This is a genomic window from Mesomycoplasma ovipneumoniae (genome assembly GCF_038095995.1).
Taxonomy (GTDB): Bacteria; Bacillota_I; Bacilli_A; order Mycoplasmatales; family Metamycoplasmataceae; genus Mesomycoplasma; species Mesomycoplasma ovipneumoniae_F.
The window spans coordinates 281,199-294,215 of sequence record NZ_CP146005.1 but is presented as its reverse complement, the minus strand read 5'-3'; the positions used below and the strand labels follow the sequence as shown (position 1 = coordinate 294,215).

General features: G+C 28.4%; 12 protein-coding genes and 1 tRNA gene. 7 read left to right on the top strand and 6 right to left on the bottom strand.

What is annotated here, in order from left to right; all coding sequences use genetic code 4:
• The first annotated feature begins 168 nt into the window (after positions 1 to 168).
• A complete protein-coding gene (locus tag V3249_RS01195) occupies positions 169 to 1,347 on the top strand; it encodes an IS3 family transposase (protein WP_341517597.1) in 1,179 nt (392 codons plus the stop codon).
• 240 nt (positions 1,348 to 1,587) lie between these two features.
• On the opposite strand, the gene V3249_RS01190 is transcribed toward V3249_RS01195, so the two are convergent.
• The 4 genes from V3249_RS01190 to V3249_RS01175 form a co-directional block, all read right to left on the bottom strand.
• Positions 1,588 to 3,633, bottom strand: coding sequence for a cation-translocating P-type ATPase (locus V3249_RS01190; protein ID WP_341517596.1), 2,046 nt, complete (start codon positions 3,631 to 3,633; stop codon positions 1,588 to 1,590).
• Positions 3,608 to 3,823: a hypothetical protein gene (locus tag V3249_RS01185; protein ID WP_337896956.1), complete on the bottom strand. Its 216-nt coding sequence runs from the start codon at positions 3,821 to 3,823 to the stop codon at positions 3,608 to 3,610. Before V3249_RS01185 ends, V3249_RS01190 begins: the two co-directional genes overlap by 26 nt.
• Before the next feature lie 76 nt (positions 3,824 to 3,899).
• A complete protein-coding gene (gene rsmG / locus V3249_RS01180; RefSeq protein WP_337896957.1) occupies positions 3,900 to 4,508 on the bottom strand; it encodes a 16S rRNA (guanine(527)-N(7))-methyltransferase RsmG in 609 nt (202 codons plus the stop codon).
• Between the two features lie 18 nt (positions 4,509 to 4,526).
• Positions 4,527 to 5,519, bottom strand: coding sequence for a ribose-phosphate pyrophosphokinase (locus V3249_RS01175; RefSeq protein WP_337896958.1), 993 nt, complete (start codon positions 5,517 to 5,519; stop codon positions 4,527 to 4,529).
• An 84-nt stretch (positions 5,520 to 5,603) separates the two neighbouring features.
• Between V3249_RS01175 and V3249_RS01170 the strand changes: the two genes are divergently transcribed.
• From V3249_RS01170 to V3249_RS01150, 5 genes are all read left to right on the top strand, one after another.
• Positions 5,604 to 6,851 carry a TatD family hydrolase gene (locus tag V3249_RS01170; protein WP_337896959.1) on the top strand — a complete coding sequence of 416 codons (1,248 nt, stop codon included), beginning with the start codon at positions 5,604 to 5,606 and terminating at the stop codon, positions 6,849 to 6,851.
• On the top strand, positions 6,832 to 7,617 hold the full coding sequence (rsmA, locus tag V3249_RS01165; RefSeq protein ID WP_337896960.1) for a 16S rRNA (adenine(1518)-N(6)/adenine(1519)-N(6))-dimethyltransferase RsmA: 786 nt from the start codon (positions 6,832 to 6,834) through the stop codon (positions 7,615 to 7,617). Before V3249_RS01170 ends, rsmA begins: the two co-directional genes overlap by 20 nt.
• A gap of 117 nt (positions 7,618 to 7,734) precedes the next feature.
• Complete coding sequence (rplM, locus tag V3249_RS01160; protein WP_044284471.1) at positions 7,735 to 8,172, top strand: 50S ribosomal protein L13; 438 nt, start codon at positions 7,735 to 7,737, stop codon at positions 8,170 to 8,172.
• A 1-nt stretch (position 8,173) separates the two neighbouring features.
• On the top strand, positions 8,174 to 8,569 hold the full coding sequence (gene rpsI, locus V3249_RS01155; RefSeq protein WP_010321069.1) for a 30S ribosomal protein S9: 396 nt from the start codon (positions 8,174 to 8,176) through the stop codon (positions 8,567 to 8,569).
• A gap of 60 nt (positions 8,570 to 8,629) precedes the next feature.
• A tRNA-Ile gene (locus V3249_RS01150) sits at positions 8,630 to 8,706 on the top strand.
• Positions 8,707 to 8,773: 67 nt separating this feature from the next.
• Here the strand turns inward: V3249_RS01150 and V3249_RS01145 are convergent.
• A complete protein-coding gene (locus tag V3249_RS01145) occupies positions 8,774 to 9,634 on the bottom strand; it encodes an L-threonylcarbamoyladenylate synthase (RefSeq protein WP_337896961.1) in 861 nt (286 codons plus the stop codon).
• Between the two features lie 15 nt (positions 9,635 to 9,649).
• A complete protein-coding gene (gene uvrB / locus V3249_RS01140; RefSeq protein ID WP_337896962.1) occupies positions 9,650 to 11,644 on the bottom strand; it encodes an excinuclease ABC subunit UvrB in 1,995 nt (664 codons plus the stop codon).
• 205 nt (positions 11,645 to 11,849) lie between these two features.
• On the opposite strand from uvrB, the gene V3249_RS01135 reads away from it, so the two are divergent.
• A complete protein-coding gene (locus tag V3249_RS01135; RefSeq protein WP_337902533.1) occupies positions 11,850 to 13,007 on the top strand; it encodes a hypothetical protein in 1,158 nt (385 codons plus the stop codon).
• Positions 13,008 to 13,017: the final 10 nt, after the last annotated feature.

Below are 13,017 nucleotides of genomic sequence, written 5' to 3'. Positions count from 1 at the left end.
AACTAATAAAAATTAAGATTTTAGCCTCAAAAAAGACGGATTTAATAAACTAGGACAAAGAAAAGTAACACTAAGGTGTTGGCTTTTTTTGTCCGATTTTAGGAGAAAGCTAGCACTCAAAGTGTTAGCTTTTTTAAATTTTCAAATGCAACAAAAAGGAGAATACTAATGTCAAGACACTTTAAAAAAGACGAGTTTGATATGATTTATAAAATTTACAATGAATTTGGATTAAAAAAAACAATAAATTATATTAATGATATTTCGCCAGATACAAATTTTATAACCAGAGATCAACTAGTTCGAAGAATCAAAAAAATTATTAGATATTATAATAATGGTATGCAAGACCAATTATTAGATAAAAAGGGTGCAAGAAGAAAGCCAGGGAGTGGCAAACCTAAAAAACAAATTGAACCCGATTGAAACGAATTTACAAAACAAGAATTAATAGAAATAGCTAAGAGATATTACGAAACCAACAAAGATAAATCAAAATCAGGAAAACTTAGTGAAGCCAAAACACTAAATATTCCCTACAGCAAATCTGCAAAAATTTTTAATGTATGCAGACGAGCAGTGGCAAAATCTAAAACTAGAGTTATAAAAGTAAAGGAACACAAAAATGACGCAATAATTAAAAAATCCTTTCTTGATAACAAAGGTAGATATGGTCGCTTAAGGTTGAGTGCTTATATTTATATAAAATATAATATTTACATTAATCCTCGAAGTCTTGGAAGACATTTAAAAAGATTGAATTTAGTATGCAAAATTAGAAAACAAAGAAGAAAGAGCGAAATTAAGAACACCAAATTCGCACTGCCGGATATTGTTAAACGCGACTACAATGATAAATTAAATAGAAATATTTTTGCTACTGATGTTACATATATAAAAGCTCCCAGAGATGTTAAGGAAAACCATGTATTTTTGTCTGTAATAATTGAGCATAAAACTAAAAAAATCAGAGATTTTAAATTATCACTAAACAATGATCTTAATTTAGTTATGGATAATATAAAGACATTTAGGTCTATTGATAAAGATTTTGTTGTTCATTCAGACCATGGATTTCAATACACTTCAAAAGTCTATATTGACAAAATAAATAAAATGGGAGGAACTGTTTCGTTGTCTCGCATAGGAAATTCTTTGGATAATAGGGAGGCTGAATACTGATTTTCAATTATAAAAAGTGAATGCTTAAACGAGTTAAACTACAGTAAAATAACTTTTGAAGATCTGAAAAAAATAATTGCAGATTATATATTTTGATACAACAATTATAGAATTCAATCGATTTTAAATTGAAAAACACCACAGCAATATGCTATGATGTTATAATAATATTAAACTGTTAATTTTCTTTGCCCTAGTTTAATTTACCGGTATTTTTGCGTATTTATATTCACTAAAAAGTGAATTTTACCATCAAACTGTCAAACTCAGGAGTTTTTATATTATTTTCAAAAAGCTAAAGAATAATTTTTAATCTAAAAAGCATAAAAAAACCTATGAATTCATAGGTTAAAATTAAGATAATTTTGGAAACAAGTAAATTTGATAAATGCAAAAATAAAAATTTTAAATAGCTTTTTCGAGAAATTTCTGATGTCTTTTTTTGAAAATAATTGTGTTGACAATAAGAAAAATTGATGAAAACAACATTAATGACATTGAAAAAACTGGATTTATAAAGCCTAAAAATGCCAAAGGTATGAAAAGCGAATTAAATAAAATTGCTCACAAAAAGTTTAATTTAACTAATTTATTAGTTTTTTTGATAATTTCAATTGATTTATAAACCATAACAAGATCTGTTTCAAATAAGGAAATATCAGCAATTGAATTACTTAGGTTAGAACCACTTTCAAAAGCAATTGAAAGATCGGCGGATTTTAAAGCTAAAATATCGTTTAGGCCATCACCGACAAAAATAATTGGAGTTTCCTTTTTTAATTTTTCTACTAATTCAAACTTGTCATTAGGCTTTAAATTTGCATAAAATTGCTTTATTCCCAATATTTTTGCTACATTTTCAACGTTTTTTGGATTATCTCCTGAGGCAATAATGCAGTTTATCCCTTGAGATTGAAATTTTTTAACAACGTTTTTCGCACTTTCTTTAACTTGATCGATTATTAAAAAAACGGCAATAACTCTATCATTTTTAGCAAAAACCGTGTAATTTCCTATTTTGTCAAAGTTGAAACTATCATCAATCAAAAAATTATTATTTTTTGCAAACTCATGAGAAATAAGGCTATATTTATTTGAATCTGAATCAATAAGTTCCAAACCTTGGCCAGGAGTTTCGCTAACCTTAAAATTGTCAAATTTTTCTTGATGTTCTGGCAAAAAATTATGAATTGAAAGTGAAATTGGGTGTTTAGAATTTTGAGCCATTTCTTTAATTAAAGGTCAAAAACTTGAATCACCTTGAAATTCAACAACTTTTGGTTTTCCTTCAGTTAGAGTTCCGGTTTTGTCAAAAATTATTGTTTTTGTGGTAATAATTTTTTCATAAATCTCTGAATTTGCAAATAAAATTCGATTTTTTGAGGCCAAAATCGAAGAAGAATAAATGGCCATTGGTGCTGCAATTCCAAAAGCACATGGACAAGAAATTACCAAAACAGCAACTCCTATATGAGCGCCAACATAAAGTGGATGAGAATTTCGCGGAGGTGTAAAACCTGTATAAATTTTTTCAAAATCACCAAGTGAATAACCAATTATGACTCAGATTGCAAAAGCCAAAAATGACAAAATTAAAACAGTTGGAGTAAAAAGTGAAACTATTTTAGTTGAAACTCTTTCAATTTTGGAAGGAGTTTCAAAAATAGACTCTAATCTGTTAATTGTTTGCATTAAAAATGAATCTTGGGCTTTTTTTATGGAAGTTAGGTAAATCGGTTCGCCAATATTGATACTTCCGGACAAAATTTCTTGATTTTTAACAAATTCAATCGGCAAAGATTCACCGTTAATTGACGAGTAATCGATAGTTGCAAAATCAGAATTTAGGGTTGAATCAGTTGGAATAACTTCACCTTTTGGAACAAAAACAATATTGCCAGGAGTAATTTTACTAGTTAAAATTTGTTCTTTTTTGCCATCAACTATTATATGTGAATAGCGATTTTTTAATTTTAGTATTCCTTGAAAGTCTGAACTTGATTTTTTTTGTAGTTTTTCCTCAAGATATTTACCAGCATTAAAAAATAAGAACAGAATAATTGAAACTTCAAAAAATTCCATACTAATTTTTTCACCGGTGCTTATTTTATACAAAAATGAAATTGCAGAATAAATAAATGAAACATGGCTTGCAATCGCTATTAGCAATTCCATTGTAAAAATTTTTCGTAAAAGGTTTTTGTATGCTAAAAAATATTTTTTTTCTAGAAAGATAACTAAAAATGCAAAGAAAAACAAAATTGACGCTAAAATTAGATGAATTTTGTGATCGTGATTGAAGTTTAAAACTTTATAATTATTTAAAGTATCAAAAATAAACGAAAAAAAGGCAAAAATAAAAATTAATAACTCAATAAATATTTTTATTTTTGCTTTTTGTTTAGAGTCAGCGAAAAATTTTCTATTATTCGTCGATTTTTTCACTTGCATAACCAACAGAAGCTAATTTTTCACTAATAAATTCGTCAGGATATTTTTCTTCGTCAGCAGTAATTTTCAAAACTTTTGCACTGATATTTGCAGTCCATTGAAAATCTTCCAAATTTGCAAATAGTTTTTCAAAAACTACCTTGCAGCTTGCACATTTAATGTCAATACTAAAATATCTTGTTGTTTTCATTTTAATTCCTTTATTTAAAATTATTGATTAGGACATAATTTTACAATAAAAAACAATTATAAATGTATTAAATTTTTTATATTTTTTTAAATGCTATAAAAATTTTTTTATCAAGATTATTGGCAAATTCTACTACCTGATAATCGCAGTTTTTGCAATTTTTGAGTTCTTCAAAAATTTTTGGGCCTTTAATAAAGGCAAATATTGTATTTTTAGTCTTGATTTTATTAACAATTTTATCGAGTTTTTCTAGATTTGCAACTGCTCGGGCTGTCACAAGATCAAAATTGTCGTTTTCAATTTCTTGGACTGATTTACAAACTAAATTAAATTTAATTCCCAGAGTTTCAGATACTTTTTTTAAAAATTGGCACCTTTTTTGCATAGACTCACAAATGGTTAAGTCAATTTTTGGGTCAAAAATTAAATAAGGAATTGAGGGAAAACCTGCACCAGCTCCAATGTCTAAAATTCTCACTTTTTCTGAAATATTTTCTTTTTTCAAAAAATTTCTTATAAAATCCATTGTAACAATGGACTCAAGAATACCTTCTTTTCAAAGAATATCGCCTGAAAAACCGGTTAAATTAAATTTTTGATTATAAAATTCGATTAATTTTACGTATTGCTCAAGTTTTTCAAATACATCTAAATCAACAAGTGACTTTACTTTTTCTTTATACATAAAAACATTGAAAATATTTTAATTTTTGTTTGCTAAAGTTAATTTTTCCTTAATTTCCTCATAAATACTTGTAATTGATTTTGAATGGATGCATGCTAGTATACTTTTTGACAAAAATTCAGCCAAAGATGTAACTAGTAATTTATCAAATTTTGCTACAAGTTCTGTGTTATCGATTGAATCAGTAATTATTACCTTGTCAATATTTTCATTTTCTTGAAATTTGTCAAATCCGTGGCTAAAAACACCGTGTGTTGCTGCTAAAATTACTGATTTTGCACCTTTTTGTTTAACAACATTTGCAGCATTTATTATAGTTCCACCTGTGTCAATAATGTCGTCAATTATGATGCAATCTTTATTTTCAACGTTTCCAATTAAGCCTAGAACTTCAGTTTGATTTGTGCCAGTTCTTCGCTTGTCAATAACGGCAACATTTGTTTGTTTTCCTAAAATTTCTGCTAAAATTCTAGCTCTAACAGCCCCACCATGATCCGGGGTTACAACAACATAATCCTTATTTTTGCCAACAAGTTCGTTTGCAAGAATATACTGGCCATGAAGTTCATCAACTGAAATGTCAAAAAATCCCTGAATACTTGGATTGTGAATATCAACTAAAATTAGTTTAGTCACACCTGCTTTTTCAAGTAAATTAGCTACTAATTTTGCAGTAATTGGTTGTCTTCCAGATGATTTTCGGTCCTGTCTAGCATAACCATAATATGAAAGAACCACAACAATTTCTTGGGCATAAGCTCGCTTTAAAGAGTCAATGAAAATTAAAAGTTCCATTATATTTTCATTAACTGGTCTTGAAGTATTAGCAATAACAAAAACAGTTGAATTTCTAATAGTTTCATTAGATTTTAGCAAAACTTCACCATCAGCATAGACTGTTCGTTCAATCCCCGAGAGTGGAATTCCGGTTAGAGTTGAAATTTTTGTTGCTAAATCTAGTGAATTTTTCATTCCAAAAAGAATTACATTTTTCTTTGTATCTATGTTCATTTTTTCGCCTTGTTTATTTTTTTATTTAAAATATTATTATATAATGAAATATAATTAATTTTAATAATATTTTGAAAAGTTATAATGTATTTAAAAATTGAACAATTTTTTCCGCGGCACTTAAATTTACTTCTAAATGCGGTTAAAAAATTTAACTTAGAAGTAATTTTAAAAACTAAAAATGGTAAAACTAATGTTGCCAATTTGGATTATTTTCAAGATTTTGAAAATAATCATGAATTTACTATTATTGATTTTGACAAAAATTTAGACTTTAGTTTAGCTCATTTTATTATTTCTAAAAAAGAACAGACTTTCTATTTAAGTTTGGTTTTTTTTAGTGAACTTTTGGATTCTAACTGAGTTAATATTATTGGAGAATTTATACTTGATTTTATTAAAAAACACTATAAATTACGGGATTTTTACCTTAAACTTGACCAACAAAGTACCGTTTTTAAAGATTTTTTTGGATCCCAGTTTCAGGAGACAAATTCTTCAGATTTAACATTCCAAATTAAGGAAATTGAAAAATATAAGTTTACTGATGTACACTGTCATCCTTTTTTGGAATATTTTCAAAATCCTAAACAAGAAATTAGCAAATGATTTGACGATAATATTGGACTTTTGTTTGTTGTTGGAACTTCTTGAGAGGACCTTGAAGAAACTAAACAAATTAGTTCATATTCTGATAAAATATATAAAATTATTGGAATACATCCAAATTTAATAAAAACAACAGATAATTATAATAACCTTTCAAAATACATTGACAAAAATGTGGTGGCAATTGGCGAAGTTGGTCTTGATTTTTATTATGAAAATAACCCTGGCCAACAAGAACAAATAAATGCACTTTTGGCCCAAATTGAAATCGCAAAAAGCAATAATATCGCTGTAATGTTGCATATTCGCGACAAACTTGATGAATTTAAAGCCATTAATCAAATAATTTCAATAATTGACAAATTTCCTGAAATTAACTTTATCTTTCATAATTTTTCAACAAATTATGAAAAATTCACAGAAATAGTTGACAGAAAAAATTGCTACTTTTCATTTTCAGGAGTAATAACCTTTAAAAAAAGCGCCGAACTAAGAAAAATAGTATCTCAAACTCCGATTTCAAGAATTTTATGTGAAACTGATACACCATATTTAAGTCCCGAACCTAATCGTCAAGTTTGGCCAAATACATCTCCGCAAATTGAAAATACTTATCAAACAATAGCTAATTTGAAAAATTTAACAAAAAGACAGCTCTCTAAAATTGTTTATGAAAATGCGCTAAAAATTTTTAAGGTGAAAAATGCTGAAAATATCGCCTAAAAAACATCTAGGTCAAAATTTTTTAAAAGATGAAAAAATTGCACAAAAAATTGTCGACAGTATTGACCTAGCAGATAAGAATCTTGTTGAAATAGGACCTGGAACCGGTTTTTTGACTAAATATTTAATCCAAAAAGCTAAATTTTTGACTTGTTATGAAATTGATAAAAATTTAATTCCATTGCTTGAAAATAAATTTAAAAACAAGAATATAAAAATAATTAATGAGGATTTTTTACTTTCGGATCTAAATTTTTCTGAAAAACAAACAGTTATCGGCAATCTTCCTTATTATATAACGTCAAAAATTCTATTTAAAATATTTGATAATTTTGAGAAATTTGATGAAATCTTAATAATGGTCCAAAATGAGGTTGCTGATAGAATTATTGCAACACCAGGCTCACCTTCTTACTCAAAATTATCACTAGCCTGCCAATATGTTGCTGAAGTAAAAAAGTTTTTCGTTGTACCGCCAAGTTCTTTTTTTCCGGTTCCAAAAATAGATTCTGCTATTGTTTATTTTTCAATAAGGAAAAATTCAAACCCTGAAAAAGTTGCACAATTTTTTAAATTCACAAAATTGTGCTTCCAATTCAAGCGAAAAACATTATATAATAATCTCAAAAATTCTTTGTCTCATGAAGAAATTGAAAAAATTTTTAATTTTTTCAATTTTGACCCAAAAATACGCCCACAAGAAATAAATGTTGAAACTTACGCTAGAATTTCAAATTTTTATTTTGACAACATTAAAAATAAATAATTTTTATTTTTTTAGTTTTGAATTTCAAAAAATAGTGTATAATTTTAAAAATCTCCCTCCCTTAGTCGTTACATTATTTTTATAAAATCTTTTTAAAAAATTTATAGAAAGGTAGAAATGAGACAAACTACGTTTATAAAACCACATGAAGTTGAAAAAAAATGGTTTGTTATTGATGCAGAGTCACAAATTTTAGGGCGTTTAGCCGCGTTTGTCGCTAGCCGTTTGCGCGGAAAACATTCTCCGCTTTTTACTCCTAACGTTGATATGGGAGATAAAATAATTATAATTAACGCTGAAAAAATTTTATTAACAGCAAAAAAAGAAGATCAAAAACTATATTATAGACACTCTGGTTATCCTGGTGGTTTAAAAGTTAGAACTGCTAGAGAACTTCGAGCAAAAAAACCAATTGCTTTAATTGAAAAAGCGGTTTATGGTATGCTACCTCACACAAAACTAGGGGACAAACAAAGAAAAAATCTTTATGTTTATGCCGGAACTGAACACCCACACCAAGGCCAAAACCCTGAAAAATTAGAGGTGAAATATTAAAATGAATCAAGAATTAACTTATTATGGAACAGGAAGAAGAAAATCTTCAGTTGCCCGTGTTATTTTAAAACGTGGAAATGGTCATTTTAAAATTAATAACCGAATAGCAAAAGAGTACCTAAAATCTGATATTTTAATTAAAGACGCTCTACAACCACTCGCTATTACAAATACAATTTCTGAATTTGATATTCGTGTTAATGCTCATGGTGGTGGAATTTCTGGTCAAGCCGGTGCGATTAGATTAGGAATTGCAAAAGCTTTATTAGAAATTTCAGCTGATTATCGTCCAAGTCTTAAAATGTCTGGAATGTTGACACGTGATGCCAGAGCTAAAGAACGTAAAAAATTCGGATTGAGAAAAGCCAGAAGAGCACGTCAATTTTCAAAACGGTAATTTTTTCTTCCTTTTTAAAAAAATATGATATAATTATAGCAATGTAATTATATCACCTTCGGGAGCGTAGCTCAGACGGTTAGAGCACACGACTGATAATCGTGAGGTCGATGGTTCGATCCCATTCGTTCCCACCATATCTAATTGACTTTAAAAAAACCTTTATTTCCAAAGGTTTTTTTTATTATTTTTAAAAAGTAAATTTTAAGTTCGAACTCAAGTTTTTAGGTCAATATCATAAATTTTTGAGGGGCGACCTGAACCACGGCCAAAATCGTAAAATTTTGTGATTTGTCAAAATAATTGGCGCGCTTCTTTAAAATTAAGAGGATTTTGGCCAGAAATATTGGCGCTAGTAACAAAAGCAGGCCCATTTTTTATAAATAATTCTTGCGACTTTTTGAGACCAGGAATTCTAAATGATTTTTTTTCAATTATAAAAGTAACTGCACCAGGTCAATGTTTTTTGCTTTTTTGTTTAAGAATTTTGTAACTACTTAGACTAATTAATGGCTTTATTTGCGATATTTTTCCTACCAAAGTTACGATTTTTTTACTAACATCACGGTTTTTTATTTTATAAATTGCTTCAAGATCCAAATCATGATAAAACGAACCAAGACCAACAACTGTATCTGTAGAACAAATAAATAGTTTAGAATTTTTATGAATTTGTTCCTTAAAACCGGCATAATTTTGGACAAATCAATCGCTAAATTCATTATCATCTTCAATGAAAATGACAAGACTGTTCATCTTATATTTTCAAAACAAAATATGGAAATTATTCAATAATTTTAGAACAAATATTTTGTTTTTAGACAAGTTAAGTCCGTTAAATAAATTTTTTTCTGAAATTAAATTTTGACTTGCAAGTCAAAATAAAAAATTATTAAAATAGGTAATTTTTAAATTAAAGCAAAAATTGAATCTGATAGTTTTAGTCTCCAAATCTGAAAAAAATGCTGTAAAAATAGACGTTTTTACTTTCATTAGCATTTGTTTTTGACTATCATAAAAACATAGCGATGAGAGTGATTTATTATAAAATAATTCCAATTTCATTTTAACACTTTATTTTTAAAATTGATCTGATTTTTGTTTAATTTCGGCAATTAGATCCCGAATTTGAATAGCTTCTTCAAAACGGTTGGCATTAGAGGCGTTTCTCATTTCTTTTTCTAAAATTTGTATCTGTTTTTCTATCTCTTTTTTATTCATTTTTTTCTCATGAAGAACTTTACTTAATTTTAGAGCATTTGGATTTATGCTTTCAGGAATTGGTTTTTTTATTGTTTTTGGAATTATTTTATTTTCCTGATTGTGTTGGATTTGAATTTTTCGTTTAGCTAGATTGTCATCAATAACTTCTTGAATTATTTTTGTAATTCCGTCGGTAAAAAGGACTACTTTTCCTGATTGATTTCGAGCAGCACGACCAATTATTTGAATTAATGATGTTTTTGATCTTAAAAAAGAAGCAAGACCTGCATCTAATACAAGAATCAGTGAGACTTCCGGAATATCAACCCCTTCACGAAGCAAATTTATCCCAACAATTGCATCAAAAATGCCTTTTCGTAATTTAATAATAATTTCATCACGTTCAAAAGTTGTCATTTCTGAGTGCAAATAATAAACATTGTGTAATTTTTTTTCTTGCAAATATTTACTAATTTCTTCAGCGTTTCGTTTTGTTGTTGTTAAAATTAAAGTTCGTTCCTTTTTTTGTTTTTGCAAATCTAAATATTTAGAAATTTTTGCCATTTGGTTGTCAGTATTTTCAATTATAATTTCAGGATCAAGCAATCCAGTTGGCCTTATAATTTGACTAACAACTTCGCCGTCAGTTTTTTCAAGTTCATATTGAGCTGGTGTGGCTGAAACAAAAATTTTAGGCTGCCTAAATTGTTCAAATTCATATAATTTTAAAGGGCGATTATCAAGTGCAGAAGGAAGACGGTAACCATAGTCAACAAGTGTTTGCTTGCGACTTCGGTCACCTTTGAACATTCCATCAATTTGTTTGATCATCTCGTGAGATTCGTCAATAAAAATTAGGGCATCTTGGGGCAAATAGTCAAGCAAAGAAAAAGGTTGTTCATCTTGTTGACGGCCGTCAATATGACGGGCATAATTTTCAATTCCAGAGCAAATCCCAAATTCACTTAAAGAGTCAATATCATTATTAACTCGGTCTTTTAGGCGCTGTTTTTCGACAAGTTTATTGTTTTGCTCAAAAAAAAGTAAGCGCTCTTCAAGCTCAATTTTAATAGATTCAATTGCTTTGTCAATTATAGATTTTTTAACACTATATGCAGTGGCAGGATAAATTGTATAGACCGAATAGGTTTTTATTAGCTTTTTTGAGACTGGCTGAATTGTGCTGATTTTTTCGATTGTATTGCCAAAAAATTCGACCCTGATATTAAAAGTTTCATCTCAAGCTGGGAAAATTTCAATTACATCGCCTTTTGTTGAAAAAAGTCCTGGTTTTTGCTCAACTGGGTTATTAAGATACTTAATTCGCGTTAATTTTAAGGCTAATTCTTTTGGTTTTATTTCTTGACCGACACTTAAAAGCAAAAAATTATCATGATATTCATTCGGATTTAACGTTCCATAAATTGCCGAAACTGAAGCAACAACAATAGTATCATTTCGTTCAATTAACGAATTAAGGGCAGACATTCTCATTGCCTCAAGATCAGCGTTTGTTTTACTAGTTTTTTCAATATAGACATCTTTTGAAGGAAGGTATGATTCAGGGCGATAAAAATCAAAGTATGATACATAAAATTCAACCCGGTTTTCAGGAAAAAATTCCTTAAATTCTGTATATAATTGAGCAGCGAGCGTTTTATTGTGTGACAAAACTAATACTGGTTTGTTAAAGTACGCAATTACATTTGCCATTGTAAAAGTTTTTCCAGAACCAGTTACACCCATCAAAATTTGCGATTCTTTACCAGTTTCAATGTTTTGAATTATGCTTTTTATTGCTTTGGGTTGGTCGCCACTAGGTTTATAATTTGCTCTAAGTTGGAATTTATTAATTTTTTTTTCACTTATCATTTGAAATCAGACCGTTTTTTTGGAGAATAAGAGAAATTTTAGCACAAATTTCCTTTATTCGACTATATTTATTTTTGTGGGCCTTTGACTGATTAATTTTTTTAGGCTTTTAGGTAAAAAAGGAAAAAAATTAAATTTTAAATACTATTAAAAGCAATAATTTTAGCAGTTTGTGGTATAATTTTTTTATTTAGGAATGAGGAAAATGAAAAAAATAAAAAATTTTAAAAGAAAAATAAAATTTTTGACACTTCATACAGGTTTATTTGCGTCCGTCCCTGTTATTTTTGTTGCATGCTCAGATAGCGAAATTCCTGAAATTTCAATTCAGAATATACAGTCAAAATCTGTCGAACTTTTGCTAAATAATATTTCACTAACTCCACAAGAAAATATAGCTAAAACATTCAAAGTTGAATTGAGAAAAGAAAACACTGAAAACTATGAGCAGGTTAAATTTTCAGCTTTTCGCGCACTTCATGACAATAAGCCCAAAATTTTACTAAAAATTAACAATTTAGACTCAAAAACTAAATATGTTGTCAGAATTACTCGCATTAACGGCCAAGAAGAAGAGCAATTATTTGTTCGCGGAAATGTTTTTCAAACTAATCCAAATCCAACAATAATTCCTGGTTCATTCCAAAAACTAGATGCAACTGACCCTTCAAGCCAATATGATTTTAAGGTTTCAATTTCTGATACAACTTTGAACTCACAGCCAATTGATGTTCAATATAGAAAAGCAAACGCACTTCGATCTAATCCTGAAACACAAACTTTTACACATAACTTAAGATCTGATCAGTCTTTACATGTAAGCCTCAAAAATCTTGAGCGAGACACAACTTACATAATTTCGGGACTTTATGATCAAAAAGGTAACTTGCTAAGTTTTGATGAGAATTTATTCCCATTAACTTTTAGAACCGATGGTGATATTGTTGGCGTTGAGGTTTCTAATAGTAAATTTCCAGGACAAATTCATAGCGATCTTCAAAATATTGATGTTGATTTTAAGGTTAAATTTAGCCCTGGAATAGTTAAAATTAACACTGTAAATAATTATAGTCTTGTTTTTAAACGTGAAAATACAGGGGTTCAAACCGGATTTGATCAAATTAACAATAAAGATATCGAATATATAGCAAATTATGTTAGACCTGTCGAAAATGAAGATAATACTTTTATTTTTAGAGTAAAATTGCCTTGAAGATCACAAAATAATTTTTACAAAATTGTTGGCGGTTATAATAAACTTTTTACTGACAGTCATATTTTTGATCAAAATCTTATTGATTCGCCTAATATTTTGAAAATTAACCCGGCAATTTTAGACCAGAAATTTCAAATAGATACTTAATTATCAAGGG